Source organism: Streptomyces sp. NPDC060366, assembly GCF_042725135.1.
Classification (GTDB): Bacteria; Actinomycetota; Actinomycetes; order Streptomycetales; family Streptomycetaceae; genus Streptomyces.
Window position 1 is genome coordinate 398,097 of the sequence record NZ_JBHXDC010000005.1, and the last position, 20,348, is coordinate 418,444.

The window sequence follows — 20,348 nt, forward strand, 5'->3', positions numbered from 1 at the left end:
ACCTCACCGGGTCACCGGGTCACCGCCAGGCAGTACTCCTCGTCCGTGGCGAGGAGGTTGCGGTGGGTGTCCTCGGCGGTGATCACTCCGTCGTCCAGGACGAGAACACGGTCGGCGGCGTCCAGAAGCGCCGGACTGCTGGTGATCACGACGGTGGTACGGCCCCGGCGCAGCTTCGCGACATTGCGCGCGATGAGCTGTTCGGTGACCGCGTCGACGGCCGTCGTGGGGTCGTGCAGGACCAGGACGTCGCTGTCGGTGGCCAACGCGCGTGCCAGGGACAGCCGTTGGCGCTGTCCCCCGGAGAGGTTCGCGCCACGGTCGCGGACGCCGTAGTCGAGTCCGTCGCGGTGGAGTGCCACGACATCGGTCAGCATGGACGCCTCGACGGCCTCGGGAATCATCCCGCTCGTGCCCGAGGGGTCGATGTTCGTGCGCAGGGTGCCCGCGAAGATCTCCGCGTCGTACGGGTTCACCAGCATGTGCTCGCGGACCGCCTCGATCGACAGATCCGTGACCGCCTGCCCGCCGACCCGCACCGTTCCCTCGTACGCGTCCGGGGGGACGTTGAGGGCCAGGATCGACGCGAGGTCGGCCGCCGCGCGCGGCTGGTAGACGGCGACCGCCACGAACTCGCCCGCCGGTACCTGGAACTTCAGCTGGCGCAGGGTCCCGTACCGTACGCAGTCGACCTCGAGGTCCCCGCCCGGGGACGGGCGCTCCGAGCCCGGGGTCGTCACCGGCGGCGCGGACAGCACGAGCGCCATCCGCTCGGCCGACGCGCGCGCGATCATCACGTACTTCGGCATCTCCGAGAACAGCTTGAGCGGTTCGATGATGAACTGCGCGAGGCCCACGGCCATGACGAGTTCGCCGATGGAGATCTGGCCGCCGAACGCCAGCCAGCCGGCCATGAGGGTCACCGCGGCGGCAAGTACCGCGTTGAGGGCCAGCGCGGTGCCCGCGTACACACCGTTCACCTTGGCGACGGTGATCGACTGACGCTTCGCGTCCGAGCTGACCCTCCGGTAGGACAGGAACGCCGCCTGGTTGCCGCCGAAGCCATGCAGTGGGCGCAGACCGGTGATCAGGTCGGCGACCTTCGCGCCCGCGCGCGCCACCCGGGCCTGCTGCTCACGGGTGCTCGCGCCGATCCGCTTGGACATCACGGCCAGGATCGACAGGATCGCGACGGTGCCCGCGATCACCAGCAGGCCGAGCCGGATGTCGGCCAGCCCCAGGGCGATCGCCGCGACGAGCACCGCGACCAGCGAGCTGATCAGCAGGGGCACCACCTCGATGATGTCGGCGGTCTGGTCGGCGTCCTCGGTGGCGATGGTCAGCACCTCGCCGGATTTCAGGTCGACGTCCCTGGCCACCGGCTGGAGTCCGCAGGCCGCCACGCGCACCCGCCAGCGGTGCGCCTCGGTCGTGTTGGCCTTCTGAAGGGTGCGCATGCCGAACCGCCACGACAGCGACACGGTCGTGATGATCACGGCCAGCGCGGCGATCGACAGGCCGAGCGCGCCGAGGCTCCGGTCCTGCATGGTGTGTTCGACGATCAGGCCTAGCGCGATGGGGAAGGCGGTCTCCCCCGCCTGGTAGAGCCCCATCAGGAGGGTGCCTGTGGTCATGGCACCGACGTTGCGGCGCAGCGCGGTGCGCAGGATGTCGGCCCCGGGGCGGGGCCGCTGGGTGTCAGGAGTTGTCTTCAAGGTGGCGGGCAATCGCTTCCGGGGTTCGCAGGGTCAGCAGATCACGGATCGTGACCACGGGTCCGTACTCGCGGCGGAGCAGCCCGATCAGCCGCACCGCCAGCATGGAGTGCCCTCCGAGGGACACGAAGTCGCTCACCGCGCTCACCTCGTCGTCGTCCAGGTCCAGGGCCTCGGCGAAGAACTCGCACACCACGGTCTCGGTCTCGGTCTCCGGGCCGCGCTCCCCCGCCGTGGTCAGCGCGCCGAGCGGCTTGGCCTCGGGCAGCGCCTTGGTGTCAGCCTTCCCGTTCACCGTGAGCGGGATGCCGTCGACCTGGGCGTAATGCGTCGGGCGCAGGAAGTCCGGGAGTCCGGCGCCCACTTCGGCGGCGACCGCCGCCAGGTCGGAGCCGTCCAGTACAAGATAGGCGGCCAGCCGGTACGCGCCGTCGACCTGGGGGTCGGGCTGGGCGACGGCGGCGACGAAGCGCACAGCCGGGTGCGCCGCGAACGCGGCCTCGACCTCGCCGAGTTCGACCCGGTGGCCCCGGATCTTGACCTGCTGGTCGGTGCGGCCGAGATACGTCAGGTTCCCGTCGGGCCGCCGGAACACCAGGTCCCCGGTGCGGTACATGCGCTCGCCGGGTGCGCCGAAGGGGCAGGCCACGAAGCGGTGCGCGGTCTGGGCGGGCTGCCCCAGGTAGCCGCGTGCGATGCCGATGCCCGATACGTACAGCTCACCGGGGACTCCGTCCGGCAGGGGCCGCAGCCATGGATCCAGGACGTACACCTCGGTGTTGTCGATCGCCACACCCACCACCGGGTCCTGGCATTCGAAGGTGCCGACGCCGAGGGTGTTGATGGTGTACTCGGTGGGTCCGTAGAGGTTGTAGCCGACCGTCCCGCGCGTCTCGGCGAGTCGCTGCCACAACGACGGCGTGACGGCCTCGCCACCCAGCAGCACGAGCGCCGGCCGCCGTTCGGGGTTGTCGAGCAGACCCTCGGCCACCAACTGCTGTGCGTAGGTGGGGGTCACGTTGATGACGTCGATCCCGTGTTCCAGGCAGTACTCGACCAGACGGGGCGCGTCACGGCGCAGTTCCTCGTCGCAGATGTGCACCTCGTGGCCGTCGGCGAGCCACAGCAGCTCCTCCCACGACATGTCGAACGCGAACGACACGGTGTGCGCGATCCGGAAGGTCCGGTGGTCGTGCTCGGCGAGGACCGGCTCGAAGATGCGGCGCTGATGGTTGATCAGCATGTTGGTGAGGCCCGCGTATTCGGTCACCACGCCCTTGGGCTTCCCCGTCGAGCCCGAGGTGTAGATCGTGTACGCGGGGTGCCTCAGCCTGTCCGGGTCGTCCGGCGCGAACGTCCGGTACGGCGGGGCGTCGGGCAGGGGCCGGTCCAGTTCGATCAGATCGCCGGTCAGCCGGGGGGACACGGCGCTCACAGTGAGGGTCACGTCGGGGCGGGCGTCCGCGACGATCGCGGCGATCCGCTCGTCCGGGTGGTCCAACTCCAGTGGCACGTAGGCGGCGCCGACGCGCAGCACGGCGAACAGCGCCACGATCGAGTCGAGCGAGCGCGGGATCGCGAGTGCCACGTTCGTCTCGGGGCCGATGCCCCGCCGGGCGAGCACTCCCGCCACCGCGCGGCTGCGGTCCCGGAGCCCCGCGAAGGTCATGGTGGCGCCGTCGGAGACGAGCGCGACCCGCTCCGGATCGCTGTCCGCCGCCAGGTCGAACCGGTCGACCACGGTGTCCGTGCCGACGTGGCTTCGCTCGGCGGGCTCGGGCTTCGGTCCCAGGCCCCGCAGCGCGCCCACCGGACCCGTTGACCGGGCCAGGTCGTCGAGCACGCGCAGATAGTCGTCCAGGAGACGACGCGCGTTCCCGGTGTCGCCGTCGCGGTGCTCCAGCTTGACGGTGAGCCGGTCGCCTGGCGTGACGACCCAGGTGAAGGGGTAGTGCGTGGAGTCGTCGGCCCGTACCGATTCGATGCCGTGCCTGGCGTTCATCGCGGCGAACGCGTCCATGTCCAGGAAGTTCTGAAGCACGAACAGGTTGTCGAACAGGGTGTCGTGCCCGCTGGCCCGCTGGATCTCGCCGAGTCCCAGGTGCTCGTGCTCCATCGCCTCGACCCTGGCCGCCTGTACGGCCGAGAGGTATTCGCCGACCGTGTCGTCCGGACGTGCCCGTGTCCACATGGGCACGGTGTTGAGCAGTACGCCGACGATGTCGGACAGCCCCTCGCCCTCACGGCCCGAGACGGTCACGCCGAACGCGGCGTCGCTCCGGCCCGTGTGCGCGCCGAGGAGCAGACCGAACGCGCCGGTCAGTACCGAGTTCAGCGTGACGCCGTGCCTCTTGGCGGATTCCCGCAGTCGTTCCGACAGTTCGGCGGAGAACGTGTGCGTGAGCGCGCGCGGCAGGTCGTCCGAGAAGGACGGCTCCGGACCGGCGAGCAGCGTCGGGCCGGGGAGAGCGGCCAGGTGCTCGGCCCAGAACCGTTCCGATACGGCGGGGTCCTTGGCGGCGAGCATCCGGGCGTAGTCCTCGAAGCTCGGCGTGGCCGGGGACGGGTGCGGCGGCTCGCCCGCGACGACGGCCTGGTAGGCGTCGAACAGGTCCCGCAGCAGGATCTCGCGGGACCAGCCGTCCCACAGGAGCAGGTGGTAGCTCAGCAGCAGGCCGTCCCGGCCGTCGGGCAGCCGTACCACGGTCAACCGGATCAGTGGTGGGTCGGCCGGGTCGAATCCCGTGTCACGGTCCGCGTCGCGCAGGGCGTCGATCTCCGCGTCGGTGGAGAGCCGGACGGTGCGGACGTCGACCCGCCGGCCCGCCTTGAGGCTCTGGACCGGGTTGCCGTCGTCGTCGGTGGTGAAGCCGGCGCCCACGACCGGGTGCCGGGCGATCACGTACGCCATCGCCTCGGCCAGCGCGTCGGTGTCCAGTCGCCGGCCGAAGGTGAAGTAGCTCTGGGCGACGTAGTGTCCGGCCCGGCCCGCCATCTGGGCCTGGAAGAACAGTCCCCGCTGGAGCGGAGTGACGGGCGCCGTGCGCTCGGCCGTCGCGGAGGCGTCCGCGATGTGCTCCAGCGCGCGCCGCCAGTGCTCAGTGATCTCGTCGGGGACGCCCTCGGCGAGGGTGAAGGCGGCGTGCAGGCTTCCGGTGGCGTCGTCGGTCCACGCGTTGACCTCGACGGCGTACGGGGTGCACTGATCGCCGCCGGTGAGGTGGAGCGCCTGTGATTCGCTGCCCCGGCCGAGGTAGTTGAACAGCACCTGCGGGCGGACGTTCAGGAGCGGGGCCGTCTGCGGGTCGAGGTACCTGAGTTGGCCGTAGGCGACGTGTCCGCACTCGTCCGGCTGGCGTTCGGTGACCTCGCGGGCGGCGGCGACCGGGTCGGTGTGCGCGGTGAGCCGTACGGGTGCGATGGAGGTGAACCAGCCGACCGTGCGGCTGTAGTCGTGGTGGTCGAGGGCGGGGACCCGGCCGTGCCGCTCCAGTTCGATCGCGAGATCGGTGGGCGTGGGCTGAATGTGTGTCAGCGCGGTGCGCAGGGCGCCGCACAGCAGCTCGGTGAGACCCACGCCGAGGGCGGCGGGCGCGGTGCGCGTCACGAGGTCGCTCGTGTCGGGCGCCAGTACGACGGTGGTCTCGCGCGGCGTCTCGACCTCGGTCAGCAGCGCGGGTGCCTGGAGTGTGGTGATCCAGTGCCCGAGACCGTCGATCGTCCGGGGGGATCCCGCCGCGAGTGCTTCGGCGTACTCGGCGTAGGAGGTGGTCGGGGGTGCCAGGGCCGTCCCGCGCATGGCGGTGGCCAGGTCGTCCAGGATGACCAGCCAGGACACGGCGTCGACGGCGAGGTGGTGGACGGTGACGACCAGGGTGCGGCTCGACTCCAGCCAGGAGAACGCGATGACGTCCCCGGACTCGGGGTCGAGCCGTCCGGCGGCTTCGTTCGCCGCCGTGGTGGCGTCGGTGGTGTCCGGCCGGGCGACGGTGATCTCGCGGGCGGGTTCGGTGCGCAGTGCCCATACGCCGTGCTCGACGCGCAGCCGCAGACGGAGTACCGGGTGCGCGGCCACGACGGCGTTCGCCGCCCGCCGGACGTCGGCGAAGTCCGTGCCGTCGGCCACCACCAGCGTCCTGGCCTGGGCGAACCGGGCAAGCGATCCCCCGAGTTCGCGCCGGCGCAGAATGATCGGCGTCGGTGTGAGCGGGCCGTCCTCGCGGTGCTCGGGCGCGGGAGCCTCGGCCCGGGGTGCGCGCGAGGCCAGGTGTTCGGCGAGGGCGTGCGGGGTCCTGAAGAGGAATACGTCGCGGGGCGCGATCGGCAGGCCGAGCGCCCTGGCGCGGTTGATCACGGTGATGGCGACGATGCTGTCGCCCCCGGCCATGAAGAAGTCGGTGTCGCCGTCGACCGTGGCGGCGCCGGGCAGTGTGTCGGCGAAGATGCCGACCAGTGCGGCCAGCGCGGACTCGTTCGCGGCGCCGGGGGTGTCGTCGGGTGCGGCGCGATCGGTGAACTCCGGTGCCTGCGCGGCGCGTTCGATGAGGGTCTTGCGGTCCAGTTTGCCGTTGACCGTCAGCGGCAGTGCGTCGACCGGCAGTACCCGGCCCGGCACCATGTGCACGGGCAGCTTCGTCGCCAGCAGGTCCGTGGCGTCGTCGGGCACCCGGCCCACGACGTGCGCGACGAGGTGGTCGCCGCTGTCCGCCACGGTGACGGCCACGTCGACCACACCGTCGAGTTCCCGGACGGCGGACTCCACTTCACCCAGTTCGATACGGAAGCCCTTGAGCTGCACCTGGTCGTCGGCGCGGCCGGTGAACTCCAGCTCGCCGTCCAGCGTCAGGCGGGCGAGGTCACCGGTGTGGTACATCCGGGAGCCGTCGCCCGTGAACGGGTTCGCCACGAACCGGCCCGCGGTCAGCCCCGGCCTGCCCAGATAGCCGAGCGACACCTGGACGCCCGCGACGTAGATGGCGCCCACCCGGCCCGGCGGCACCGGTCGGAGCCGGTCGTCCAGCAGATAGGTGGCCAGGCCGGGGACCGGGCCCCCGATGGGGCTGACGTCGTCGCCGGGGCCGAAGTCGTCGTCGGTCAGCACCCGGTGCGTGACATGGACGGTGGTCTCGGTGATGCCGTACATGTTGACCAGTTCGGGCGAACCGGTGCCGTGGCGCTCGACCCAGCCGCGCAGCCGCGCGGGATCCAGTGCCTCACCGCCGAAGATGATCCGGCGCAGCGCCGTGACGGGCCGGTCTGCGTGCCGGTCGGCCTCGATGAACTGGTAGAACGCCGACGGGGTCTGGTTGAGGACGGTCACTCCGCGCTCGCGTACCAGCCGGTGGAAGTCGACCGGGGAGCGCGTCAGCCCGTACTCCGGCACGAGCAGCTCACCGCCGTGCGCCAGCGCGCCCCACAGCTCCCAGACCGCGAAGTCGAAGGAGAACGAGTGGAACTGCACCCACACGTCGCGCGGGCCGAAGTCCATGTCGGGCCGGGTGTTCGCGAGGAGCGACACCACGCTGGAGTGCGGGACGACCACGCCCTTGGGCCTGCCGGTCGATCCCGACGTGTAGATCACGTACGCGGGCTCGTGCCAGTCGGCCTCGGGTGCGGGCGCGTCGGGACCGGAGGTGGTGGCCGGCGGCTCGTCGCCCCGGACGAGTACGCGGGCGTTCACGCCCGCCCGGGACAGCAGCCCGGTGAAGCGGTCGCGCTGGTCACGGTCGACGAGGACGACCTGCGGGGCGGCGTCGGCGAGGATGTACTCCAGGCGTTCGTCCGGGTACGCCATGTCGAGTGGTACGTAGGCGCCGCCCGCGGTGACGACCGCGACCAGGGCGACGACCTGCTCGACGGAGCGCGGGACGGCGACGGCCACCCGCTTGCCCGGCCGGACGCCGGCCGCGCGCAGGACGGCGGCCAACTCGTCCTTGGCGTCGGCCAGTTCGCCGTAGGTCAGGGACCGGGTGCCGCCGTCGAGAGCGCACTGGGTGACGGCGGTCGCGGCCGGGTCGCGGCCCGCGGCGGCGTCGAACAGCCCACCGAGTGTCGTCGGCGTGATCCGCGCGGGAACCCGTCCGGCCTCGGACGCCAGATCGGCGACCGGGGCGTCCGGCCGGGTGAGCAGGCCGGTGAGGGTCCGGGTGAACGTACGCAGGATCGCCTCGGCGCCCGCCTCCCGCAGCAGTTCGCCGTCGTAGATCAGATTGAAGCGCGGACGCCCGTCGCCCGCGCGCTCCACCACCAGTGTCAACGGGTAGTGCGGCGCCCCCTCGTTGACGATGTCGGCGATGGTCAGCTCGTCGTCGGGCCCGCGCAGCGTGTCCACGTCGGTCGCGACGTCGAACACCACCAGGGTGTCGAACAGGGCGCCGACGCCCGCCAGTCGGCCGATCCTCGCCAGCGAGACATGCTGGTGGGGCAGTACCGCGCTCTGGTGTTCCCGGACGGCGGCGAGCAGGTCGCGCGCCGTGGTGGTGTCCGTCCAACGGGCCCGGACCGGGATCGTGTTGATGAACAGTCCGACCATGTCCCCGATGCCGGGCACCTCCGCGTCACGCCCCGACACGGTGGAGCCGAACACGACGTCCCCGCCGCGCAGGATGCCGCCCAGCGTCACCGCCCACGCGCTGTGCACCGCCACGCTCAGCGGTATACCCGCCGCCCGGACGGCCGCGTCGATGTCTTCGCCGTCCTGACCGGGCTCCGTCGCCGTGTCGGCGAACCGGTCGGACGGGGTGTGCTCCTCGGCGACCAGCGACGGTCCGGGCAGCTCGGCGAGTTCGCCGCGCCACACCCGGTCACTCTCGTCCTGGTCGCGTTCGGCGAGCCAGCCCAGATAGTCGGAGAAGCCGCCCAGCGGGTACACGGTGCCCGGCGCGTGGTACTCGGCCAGCAGGGCGCGGAGCATCGGCGGCACCGACCAGCCGTCGGCGATGATGTGGTGCACGGTCTGCACCAGGACGTTCCGGCCGGCGCCGGCACGGACGAGCGTGTACCGCATCAGCGGTCCGGTGGCCAGGTCGAATCCGGCGCGGCGATCCCGCTCAGCGTGGTCACGGATCTCGTCGTCGGTGATGCCGGGGCGCTCCAGCGTGGTGAAGGGCGCCTGCGCACCGCTGTCCTGGACGCAGACCACGCGGCCGTCGGCGAGCGCGGTGAACCGCGCGGCCAGGTTCGGGAACAGTGTGAGCAGCCGGGTGGCCGCCGCCGCGAGCCGGTCGGCGTCCACTTCGCCGTCCAGCGTGATCAGCTGCTGCTCGACATAGCTGCCCGCCGAGTCGTCGTCGAAGACCGAGTGGAAGTACAGGCCCTCCTGCAACGGCGTCAGCGGCAGGATGTCGTGCAGCGCCGGGCCGTCCAGGCCGTCGACATCGGCCTGTGTGAGCGGCACCAGGGGGAAGTCACTGGGTGAGTGACCGCCCTGGTCGAGCGCGGCCAGCCCGGCCAGGGCTCCCCGGAAGTACTCGCCGAGGGTGGCGACGTCCTCGTCGGTGAACATCCCGTCGGGCCAGGAGATGGTGGTGACCAGTTCGTACTCGCCGGTCGAGGCGGGTTCGGCGATCGCGTTGAACTCCAGGGCGCGCGGCAGACGCATCCTCGGGTCGCGCTTCTCGCCCAACTGCCCTGTGGCACCGGCGAGTTGCCAGTCCCCCGACCCTCCGGCGTCGAAGCGCCCCAGGTAGTTGAACAGCACCTGCGGTGCGGGCGCGTCGAACTCCGCGTCGGCCAGGTACCGCAGGGCGCCGTAGGAGACGCCGTTGTCCGGTACCCGCGCGAGGTCTTCCTTCACCGCCTTGAGAGCGGCGGCCAGATATCCGGGCGCGGTGAGGTCGGCCGCCGTGCCGGGGTCCACGCTCACCGGGAACAGGGTGGTGAACCAGCCCACGGTGCGCGACAGTTCCGGCTCGAAGCCGGCGGTGCCCGCCACGAACCGCCCCTCGCGGCCGTGTCCTTCGAGTTCGATGTGCGCGTGACTCTGGTCCTGCCCGAGATCGCGGCGCCACCGGGCGAGGGAGACGGCGAGCGCGGTCAGCAGCACGTCGTTGACGCCCGCGTGGAACTTCGCCGGGATCTCGCCCAGCAGCGCGGCCGTGACCCCGGGTCCGGCCGCGACGGTCCGGGTCCGCTCCCGCGCGACGGTGTCGGCCTCGGTGAGAGCGCGCCGGCCGATCGGTGCGTCGGCTCCCGGCAGGGGACGCCGGAAGTAGGCACTGTCCGCGTCGAACGCCGCGCGCTCCAGCAACTGCGTCCAGCGTCGGAACGAGGTCCCCACCGGGGGCAGTTCCACGGGCGCGCCCGCGGTGAACTGCCCCCAGGCGGTGGCCAGGTCCTCCATCAGGATCCGCCAGGACACGCCGTCGACCACCACATGGTGGACGGCCACGACCAGTTGCCGTGCACCGGGGCGCCAGACCGCGCGCAGCATCGTGCCGTTGTCGGGGTCGAGCGTGTCGGTGGCGAGCGCGACGCACTCGTCGAGTGGCCGGTCGCTCTGCTGCCATACCGCGCCGGACCGGTCCGCCTCCGGCGCCGACCGTGCGGGCGCCTCCGGGATGTCGAAGCTCCAGCGGTCCCCCCGTACCAGCCTGGCGCGGAGCATGTCGTGCCGCCCGACCACGGCGTCGAGGATCGCGTCGAGGGCGTCGGCGGTCAGCTCCGCCGGGGTGTTCAGCACCACGGACTGTACGAAGCCGTCGATCGCGTCCGTGGTCTCTCCGAGCCACCGCACGATGGGCGATCCCGCGACGGAACCGGTCGGCACGTCGCGGTGGTCCACGGTGGTGACGTCCTCACGGCTCGCCACCGCCGCCAGCGCCCGTACGTTGCTGTTGGTGAAGATCTGCCGCGCCGTGACGTAGAGGCCAGCCTCGCGCAGCGCGCTGAGCAGCGAGATCGCCAGGATGCTGTCCCCGCCGAGCTGGAAGAAGTCCTGGTTGACACCGACCTCGTCCAGTCGCAGCAGCGCCGCGACGGCCGCGCAGACCACTCGCTCGTCGTCGGTGGCGGGCGGCAGGACCGTTCCCGTCCCGATCACCGGTTCCGGCAGCGCGTTCCGGTCGACCTTGCCGTTCGCGGTGAGCGGGAACTCCGTCAGTACGACGGTGTGGGCGGGCACCATGTACTCGACCATGTGCTCGACGGCCCACGCCTTGACCTCGTCCGCCCGCAGATCCTCACTCCCGGCGGCCGGGATCACATAGCCCACCAGGTAGGTGCCGCCCGCCGCGTTCTTCTTCGCGACGACGCAGGTGTGCCGTACTCCGGGGTGTTCCGCGAGGCCGGCCTCGACGTCCTCGATCTCCAGCCGCATGCCGCGGATCTTGATCTGGTTGTCGGCGCGGCCGAGGAAGTCCAGCGAGCCGTCCGGGGCGAACCGGGCGAGGTCGCCCGTGCGGTAGAGCCGCGACCCGTCGTCGGCGAACGGATTCGCCACGAACCGGGACGCCGTCAGACCGGGCGCGTTGACGTACCCGCGTCCCAGGAGGAATCCTCCCGCGTACAGTTCGCCGCCGACCCCGACCGGCACCGGGCGCAGTTCGTCGTCCAGTACGTACAACTGGGTGTTGGGGTTGGCCCTGCCGATCGATGTCGACAGACGTTCCGCCTCGCCCCGGTAGATGACGTGGGAGACACCGATCGTCGTCTCGGCCGGGCCGTAGCCGTGGTAGAGGGGGATGTCGAGCCGGGTGCGGAACCGTTCGTACAGCTCCGGGGTCAGCACCTCGCCGCCGCACCACACGTGCCGCAGGCTGTCGAGGCGCCCGGTGTCGCCCGCCATCTCCAGCAGGACGTCCAGCATGGACGACACCAGGTAGGTGAAGGTGACGCGCTGTTCGGCGATCACGCTCAGCAGATGGTGCGGGTCGCGTTCGCCGCCGGGCCGCAGGACGACCAGCCGGCCGCCGGAGACCAGGGGCAGGAAGATCTCGTTGATGGAGATGTCGAAGGACAACGGCGCCTTGAACAGCGACGCGTCGTCGTGGCCGAAGCCCAGGATCTCGTTCACCTGCCACAGCAGGCGCTCGCTGATCGCTTCGTGCCGGATCATCGCGCCCTTGGGCCGGCCGGTCGAACCGGACGTGAAGATCACGTACGCGAGGGCCGCGCCGGGGACGGATATTCCGGTCCCCTCCGCGGCGTAGGAGCCGAACTTCCAGTCGTCGAGGTCGACTTGCTCGGCGTCCGGTTCACCCGGACCGGGCTCGCCCGAGGCGTTGAGTTGCAGGACGACCCGAGCGTCCTCCACCACGACGGCGCGGCGCGCGGCGGGCCACTGCGGGTCGAGCGGCACGAACGCACAGCCCGCCTGGAGTACGGCGAGCAGCCCGACGACCATCTCGGCGGAGCGGCCCAGCGAGATGCCGACGACCTGTTCGGCGGTGAGACCGCGCTCGACCAGGCGGTGCGCCAACTGGCTGGAGAGCTCGGCCGCCTGACGGTAGGTCAGCGATCGGTGGTCGTCCACGACGGCGACGGCGTCCGGCCTCGTCCGCGCCTGCTCGCGGAACATCTCCACGACGGTCGGGCGGTCCCGGTCGGCCGTGTTGTCGTTCCACTCGGTGAGGGTCCTGAGCCTCGCCGGCGCGCTGGTCGGGGCGATGGTGCCGAGCGGCCGGTCGGGGAAGTCGGCCAGGTCGTCGAGTGCGAGCTGTGCGTCCGTCGGCACGACGCCTTCGGGGACGGCGATGCTCCAGCCGTGCGAACCGTCGCCGGAGCCGTCGCCCGAACCGCTGTCCGAGCCATCGGCCGAACCGTCCGCCCCGATCGCGCAGGTCTGCCAACCACCGGGCCCGGCACCGCCGTTGTCGACCCAGCCGAGGACATCGGCGAACAGCGTGCCGGGGAGGAGGTCTATGCCCTCGGGGCTCCGGCCCGTCGCCCAGTACGACAGCCCGACGGCGCACGCTCCCGCGATGGTCCGGTCGGAGTAGTCGCCGGTCCGCCGGCGTACGTCGGCCAGACGCGCGGGAGAAAGCAGTACGAGACGAGCGCTCGGTTCCAACATCGAAGACTCAGCATCCCTTCCAGGCATGAAAAGTTAGCGTAGCCTAACTTAACTTAGGTTTACCTAACTACCTTCTCGCCAGGCCTGCCACAGTCGTGCGTACCGGCCACCCAGAGCCACCAACTCCTCGTGGGTGCCCCGCTCCACCACGCGTCCCGCGTCCAGCACTGCGATCCGGTCCGCCGCCATCGCCTGGGTCAGCCGGTGCGCCACGAACAGCGTGGTCCGGCCCGCACACGCGGCCAGCACGGCCCGCTCCAGCTCGGCGGCGCCCTCGCTGCCCGCCTCCGCGGTCGACTCGTCGAGCACCACCACCGGCGAGCGGCCCAACACCAGCCGGGCCAGGGCGATCTGGGCGACCTTGGTGACGTCCAGCCGCTCGCCGCCCTCGCCGACCAGGGTGTTCAACCCCTCGGGCAGCGCGTCGACCCAGCCGCCCGCACCGACCGTGCGCAGCGCGTCCGTCAACTCGGCGTCGGTCGCGTCCGGCGCGGCGAGCCTCAGGTCGTCGGCGAGCGGACCGGAGAACACGTGCGTCTCCTGCGTCAGGATGCTCACCAGGGCCCGCGAACCGGCCTCGTCCATCCCGGCGAGGTCGTGCGACCCGATGCGCACCGACCCGGACTGCGGGGTCCCGATACCGGCGATCAGCGCGGCCAGGGTGGACTTGCCCGCACCTGTCGCCCCCACCAGGGCGAGCGAACCGCCCGCCGGAATCGTCAGATCGACGTCCCGGAGGACCGGTTCGTCGGTGTCGGGATAACTGAACGTCAGCCCCTCCACCGTCACCGCGTACGGCGCGGCGTCCGCCGGGGCGACGGAACGGTCGCCCACCAGCCGGTCCTCGGTGTCCTCCGCCAGCACCCCGACCAGACGGGTCAGGCTCGCACCCGACTTCTGTGCCTCGTCGAAGGTGAACATGATGGCGCCCAGCGGGGTGAACAGCCGGTGGAACATCAGGGGGGCCGCCGACACCTCACCGAGGCTGGCGGCATCGGCCTCCAGCAGGGCGTAGCCCACCGCGAGGATCAGGACGAGCCCGATGAACTCGGCGCGGTTCTCCCGGCCGACGAATCTGCCGAAGAACCGGAACACCTCGACACCGAGATCACGCACCCGCCACGACTCACGGGTGACCGTCTCGCGGACGGACTCCTCGAGGCGGTACGCCCGTACGGTGTCGATGCCGTTCAGCCCGCTGATGAGCGCCTGCGCGCGGTCGGCCTGGGCCACTCGCTGTTTGCGGTAGAGGGGAGCGGACCGCGGGAGGTACCAGCGCAGCGCGAGCGCGTACGCGGGCAGGGCACCGGCGCCCGCCAGGCCGAGCCGCCAGTCCAGTCCGAACATGCCGACCGTGGCGATGAAGACCAGCACGCCCGCCGAGAACACGGTGGGGATGGCCGTCCGGATACCCTTGGACAGCACGGCCACGTCGTCGCCGACGCGGGACAACACGTCGCCCCGGCCGACCTGTTCGATCCGTTCGCTCGGCATTCCCAGCACCGCGCGGACGGCGTGTTCGCGCAGCCGCGCGAGCAGATCCGCGCCGAGGCGCCCGATCAGATACGTCGACACGGCGGTGGCCGCCGCGCCGAGCAGCGCGGCGGCCCCCATCAGCACTCCGACCGTGACAAGGACCGAGCGCGACTCGCCCTCGACCACTCCGTCGACCACCTGGCCCAGCAGGAGCACCGGTAGCACCTGGAGCGCCGCCCCGGCCACGGTGCTGAGCACGGTGGCGAACGTCAGCCAAGGTGTCTCGCGGCAGTGCGCCACGACCCACCGGGTGGCCTCGCCCCCGGTCGCGGTGCGCAGGGTCGCCGGGGCCGCGCGGGTGTCGGTGGCGCTCACCCGGACATCGGGTCTCGTCGCGGACTGATCACAGTCGTCATCCCTACTTGGCCGACTTCACGAGTTCGTCGATCGCGTACGGCAGGGACGGCAGGGTGCCCTGGGACATGGCCGCGCCGACCGCCGGGCCCTCACTGTCCAGCAGGTAGGACACCTTGCCGTTCTTGACCGCCGGCAGGTTGGCGAACAGCTCGAACTTCTTCAACGCCTCCGTGTCCGCCTTGTCGTTGACGACGAAGATGCGGTCCACGTCGATCAGATCGATGCGCTCGGGAGACAGCTCGGTGGAGAAACCGCCGTCCGCGATGTCGTCGATCTTCGTCTGGTACTTGAACCCGGCGCCGGTCACCAGCTGTCCACGCACGTCGGTGGAGGTGAACGGGGAGATCGAGTCCTTGTACCAGGAGATGACGACCGCGGTCTGGTCGGCGAACTCGGGGTTGGCCTTCTTCGCCATGTCGAGCTTGTCCTGGATGCCCTGCACCATCTCGGTGCCCTCGGCCTCCTTGCCGAGCGCCTTGGCGATGTGGGCCGCGTTGTCCTGCCAGGGAGCGCTGAAGGGCTCCTTCTCGGCCTTGGTGCGGCCCACCGTCGGGGCGATCTTGGAGAGCTTGTCGTAACCGGCCTGGTCGATCTCGGAGTAGACCGCGACGATCAGGTCCGGGCGAAGGGCGGCGATCTTCTCGTAGTTGGGGCCCGAGTCACCGTTCTTCATGATGACTTCGGGGCGCGCGTCGCCCCACTTGTCCTTCACCCACGGCCACTGGGTGTTGATGTCGGGGGACGTGCCCTCGGGGTTCGGGTACTGGTCGACCATGCCGACCGGCTTGATGCCGAACGCCAGGACGGCCTGATCGTCCGTGTAGCCGACCGTGACGACCCGCTTCGGAGCCTTGGTGACCTCGGTGGACCCGAACGCGTGCTCCACGGTGACCGGGAACGCGCCGCCGGCGGCGGCGGCCGGGGCGTCGTCCTTCGACTCGTCCGCCGAGTCGGAGCCACAAGCCGTGAGAAGGCCGATGCCGAGGGCGGCGGCGGACAGTGTCGCCGCCAGTCGCCGCCGTGACTTCGCGAGCGTCGTTCTGTGGAAGAGCATCCGGAATCCCTTGTGATCGCACTGTCCGCTGCGCCCTTGTCTTAGGGCAGCCAAACCTTATCCTGAGCAGGTGAGGTTAGCCTAGCCTAACCTATGAAATCCCTTTACCGGGACTTGGGTTGGACCGGGGCATCACGGGCAGCGGCTAAACGTGCGTTCGGCCGAGCGGCACGATGATCGGGCTGTCGCCCACCGGGGCGTCGATCACCTGGGCGCGCAGTCCGAACGCCTCGTGCAGCAGCTCGGCGGTGATCACGTCACGCGGATGCCCCTGCGCCAGGATCGACCCCTCTCGCATCACGATGAGGTTGTCGCTGTAACGGGTCGCCAGATTGAGGTCGTGCAGCACCATGACGACGGTGCACCCGCCCTCGTGCAGATCGTCCACCAGATCGAGCACGTCGATCGCGTGCGCAAGATCCAGGTACGTGGTCGGCTCGTCCAGCAGCAACAGATCGGTGCCCTGAGCCAGCGTCATCGATATCCAGACGCGCTGACGCTGGCCGCCCGACAGCGAGTCGACCGGACGGTCGGCCAGATCGGCCACCCCGGTCATGGCCAGCGCGCGCTCCACGACATCGGCGTCGTCCGACGACCACTGCCGCAGCCAACTCTGGTGCGGATGACGCCCCCTGGCGACCAGATCGGCCACCGTCAGCCCCTCCGGGGCGACCGGCGCCTGCGGAAGCAGACCGAGCTTCTTCGCCACGTCCCTGGTTCTGAGCCGGGCGATGTCCTCGCCGTCCAGCACGACCGTCCCACTGGTCGGCTTCAGCAGCCGGGTCAGGGTGCGCAACAGGGTCGACTTCCCACAGCCGTTGGGGCCGATGATCGTGGTGATCACGCCCGGCGGGATCGCCACATCGAGATCGTCTATGACGGTCCGGCCGCCGTAACCGACCGTGACGCCCCTGGCGGCCAGTCGTGCGGCACCCTCGGCGCCGGGCCCGATCGCGGACCGGGTCTCGGACCCGGCCTCCGACTTCAACGTGATGGACTGAGCGGCCACAAGCCCCCCTTATTAGGATTGCCTAACCTTTTTATCATCTATCCGTCTGTCTGAGGTTCGCCCTCACCAGCAGATAGACGAGGAAGGGTCCGCCGATCGCGGCGGTGACCACACCGACCGGGAGACTGCTCGGCAGCACCGCACGCGCGATCAGGTCCGAACCGATCAGCAGCAACGCGCCGACCAGGCCGGAGGCCACCATCGGCGGTGTCGGGTACCGCACCAGACGCATCGCCACCTGTGGCGCCACCAACGCGACGAACGCGACCGGGCCCGCCGCGCTCACCGCCACGGCGGCCAGCAGTACCGCGCACAGCAGCAGGAGCGCCCGTACCCGCGAGTGGCGGACCCCCAGGCCCGCGGCGACCTCGTCGCCGAGGTGCATCGGCTTGAACTGGAAGGCGGCGGCAGCGACGACGGCCATGAGGACGACGGTGCACCAGAGCGCCACCCGGACCTCGTCCCACGACCGGTTGTCCAGCGAGCCGACCAGCCACACCTGCGCCCGGGCCACGTCCCTGATGTCGGCGTTGACGAGCAGCCAGTTGGTGATCGCCTGCATCACCGCGCTCACCGAGATGCCGATGAGGATGAGCCGGAAGCCGTCGATCCCGCGCCGCCAGGCCAGGAAGTAGACCAGCAGCCCCGTACCGAGGCCGCCCGCGAGCGCCGCCGCCGACAGGCCCACGGAGCTGACCACCGCGGTGGCGGTGCCGCCCGACACCGTCACCAGGAACACCGCGACCGCGCCGGCGCCCCAGGTGATCCCCAGGATGTCCGGGCTGGCCAGCGGATTGCGCGCGACGGACTGCGTGATGGCGCCGGACACCCCCAGCGCGATGCCCACGACAAGACCGGCGAGGGCACGCGGCATCCGCAGATCCATGATCACGAACTCGTCGACCTGCTCGCCCCGGCCGAGGATCGTGGCGATCACCCGGGACAGACCGATGGGGAAGTCGCCGACGCCGATGGACACGCAGAACACCAGGAAGGTCGCCGCCGCCAGCAGCAGCGTGACCAGCACCATCCAGGGTCGCCATACGAACGACAGCCGGCCGAGCCGTACGCCGGACGCGACCGACCGCTTCGTGTCTGTCGCGGTATCCGTCACGGCATCTGCCGCTGAGCCTTTTCCGGCGTCCGCTCCGCGGTCTGTTCCAACGCCCGTCTCGTTCATGCGCTCTTGAACTTTCCTCGCCACACGAGGCCCGCGAAGAACGGGGCGCCGAGGAGGGCGACGACGACGCCCGAGTCCAACTCGCCCGGCCGCACCACCAGTCGCCCCACGATGTCACAGACCAACAGGATCAGGGCTCCGAGCAGACCCGCGTACGGCACCAGCCAGCGGTAGTCCGGCCCCGTGAGATAGCGGGCCACATGGGCCACCATCAGACCGAGGAAGGCGATGGGTCCGCACGCCGCCGTCGCCGCGCCCGCCAGCAGGGTGATGGCGAGGATGCCGATGGTCCGGCTCAGCGCGATGTTGACGCCCAGCCCGCGCGCCACGTCGTCGCCCAGGTTGAGCAGGTTGAGGGAGGGCAGTGTGGTCAGCGCAAGCACCAGTCCGGCCGCGATGAACGCGGCCACCGGCCAGATGACGTCGAATCCGACACCGGCCACGGAGCCCGAGTTCCAGAACCGCAGCGCGTTCAGCGACTTCTGGTCCGACAGCGAGACCGCCGTGGTCATCGCCGCGAGGAACACCGTCACCCCTTGCCCCGCCAGTGCGAGCGTCAGCGGGTTGCCGGCCCCTCTGCCGATGCTCGAAAGGCCGAACACGACGACACCGGCGACGGCCGCCCCCAGGAACGCGAACCAGACGTACTGGAACGGGTTGGTGAGCCCGAACAGCGCGATCGTGGTCACCACGGCGAACGAGGCGCCGGCGTTGACCCCGAGCAGGCCCGTGTCGGCGATCGGGTTGCGCGTGTACCCCTGGATCAACGCCCCGCCGACGCCGAGGGCGACACCCGCCACGATCGCCAGCACCGTCCGTGGCACCCGCACGGTCTGCACGATGAGCCTGATCTCGGTGAGCCGCTGATCGGAGTCCGGCGCCGCGAACAGCCCGTGCCACACCTCGGTGGGACTCAGCGCACGGGCGCCGACGGCCAGCGAGGCCACCCCCGTGATCAGGAGGATCACCACCAGCGTGCCCAGTCCCGTACCCCGGTACCTTCGGGCTTCCGTTCCGCCCTTGGGCAGCGGGCGCTCCACTGCAGTCGTGCTCATGTCGACGTACGTTATCCCTTTGATCTACGCGGGAGGCATGGCCGGTTGGGCATCTCACGCCCCCACCGGAGGGTTCAGCGAGCGGTGCTGCCGGTTCCGTCGGCGACCTGCCGGGCCTTGCCCGACGCGGACTTGACGCCACGGCCGAGCAGCGAGTCGAGGATCTCGCCGACCCGGATCGCGGTGTTGGACAGCAGGGACGACGTGATGCCGTGCGTGTGCTCCGTACCGCCCTGGAGGTAGATGCCGCAGCGCAGGTCGGGGTCCGTCGCGACGCGGTAGTCGCGCTCGACGCGGACGCGGCCCTCGTCGTCCCGGAGGCAGCGGTCCGCGACCTCGCCGAGGAGGCCGACGGGGTCGGCGGGGCCGTAACCGGTGGCGAACACCACGACATCGGCGTCCAGGAACGACTCCTCCCCCGTGACCAGGGACTTCACCGTGGCACGGGCCTTGTCCGGTGTCTCCTTCACATCGACCAGACGGGACACGTTGAGGAAGCGCAGCCGCTCGGTGCCGAGGACCTTCTCCCGGTACATCTCCCGGTAGAGGTCGTCGATCAAGTCGATGTCCACCACGGAGTAGTTGGTGTTCCCGTGGTAGCCCATCAGCCGGCTCTTGATGTCCTCGGGGGCGGCGAAGTACTGGTCGACCGCCTCGGGGTCGAAGATCCGGTTGGCGAAGGCGCTGTCGTCGGCGGGGCTGTAGCCGTAACGGGAGAAGACCGCGCAGATCTCGGCCTCCGGGAAGCGGCGGTGCAGATAGGCGACGTTCTCGGCGGCGCTCTGCCCGGCGCCCACCACCACGAACCGGGAGGGCGAGGTGCCCTCGAGTGCGTCGACCTTCTTCAGCAGTTCGGAGTTGTGCCAGACGCGGTCGCCGCGCTCGACGCCCTCCGGCATCTGGGGGCGCAGTCCGGAGCCGATGACGAGGTTACGGGCCCGGTGGACCACGAGTCCCTCCCCCGACCGGACCGTCACGTCCAGGTACTCCACGGTTCCGTCGCGGACAACTTGTGTGACGCCGACGACCTCGTGGCCGTACGAGACCATGTCGTCGACCTTGGCCGCGGCCCACTCGAAGTAGTCGTGGAACTCCACCCGCAGCGGGAAGAGGTTCTTGTGGTTGATGAAGTCGATCAGCCGTCCCTTGCTCTGCAAATAGCAGAGGAAGCTGAACTCGCTGGTCGGGTTCCGGAGCGTCACCAGGTCCTTCAGGAAGGACACCTGCATGGTCGCGTCGTCGATCAGCATGCCGCGGTGCCAGCCGAAGGACTGCTGCTGCTCGAAGAAGTGGGCGGTGACCGACTCCTGCCTGCCGACGCGTGCGTTGTGCTCGCTGACCGCGATCGACATCGCCACATTGGACGGCCCGAAGCCGATGCCTATGAGGTCGTAGACCGGTGCTGCGTCGCCAGGAAGAACCTGTGACATG

At 70.6% G+C, this 20,348-nt stretch carries 8 protein-coding genes; all 8 read right to left on the reverse strand.

Annotated features, from left to right (window positions below):
• Positions 1-11: 11 nt before the first annotated feature.
• Positions 12-1,715 (reverse strand): ABC transporter ATP-binding protein, encoded by a 1,704-nt coding sequence (locus tag ACFWHU_RS16680; RefSeq protein WP_387225377.1) that lies wholly within the window; start codon positions 1,713-1,715, stop codon positions 12-14.
• Entirely contained in the window at positions 1,699-12,726 is an 11,028-nt protein-coding gene (locus tag ACFWHU_RS16685; RefSeq protein ID WP_387225378.1) for an amino acid adenylation domain-containing protein, read from the reverse strand. Before ACFWHU_RS16685 ends, ACFWHU_RS16680 begins: the two co-directional genes overlap by 17 nt.
• 63 nt (positions 12,727-12,789) lie before the next feature.
• On the reverse strand, positions 12,790-14,577 hold the full coding sequence (locus ACFWHU_RS16690) for an ABC transporter ATP-binding protein (protein ID WP_385792613.1): 1,788 nt from the start codon (positions 14,575-14,577) through the stop codon (positions 12,790-12,792).
• A gap of 43 nt (positions 14,578-14,620) precedes the next feature.
• A complete protein-coding gene (locus tag ACFWHU_RS16695) occupies positions 14,621-15,673 on the reverse strand; it encodes an iron-siderophore ABC transporter substrate-binding protein (protein WP_387225379.1) in 1,053 nt (350 codons plus the stop codon).
• A gap of 145 nt (positions 15,674-15,818) precedes the next feature.
• A complete protein-coding gene (locus tag ACFWHU_RS16700; RefSeq protein ID WP_387225407.1) occupies positions 15,819-16,625 on the reverse strand; it encodes an ABC transporter ATP-binding protein in 807 nt (268 codons plus the stop codon).
• A 91-nt stretch (positions 16,626-16,716) separates the two neighbouring features.
• Positions 16,717-17,862 carry a FecCD family ABC transporter permease gene (locus ACFWHU_RS16705; protein WP_387225380.1) on the reverse strand — a complete coding sequence of 382 codons (1,146 nt, stop codon included), beginning with the start codon at positions 17,860-17,862 and terminating at the stop codon, positions 16,717-16,719.
• Positions 17,859-18,917, reverse strand: a complete 1,059-nt coding sequence (locus ACFWHU_RS16710) for a FecCD family ABC transporter permease (protein ID WP_385792615.1) — start codon at positions 18,915-18,917, stop codon at positions 17,859-17,861. Before ACFWHU_RS16710 ends, ACFWHU_RS16705 begins: the two co-directional genes overlap by 4 nt.
• Before the next feature lie 74 nt (positions 18,918-18,991).
• On the reverse strand, positions 18,992-20,347 hold the full coding sequence (locus ACFWHU_RS16715) for a lysine N(6)-hydroxylase/L-ornithine N(5)-oxygenase family protein (protein ID WP_385792616.1): 1,356 nt from the start codon (positions 20,345-20,347) through the stop codon (positions 18,992-18,994).
• Between the last annotated feature and the right edge of the window lies 1 nt (position 20,348).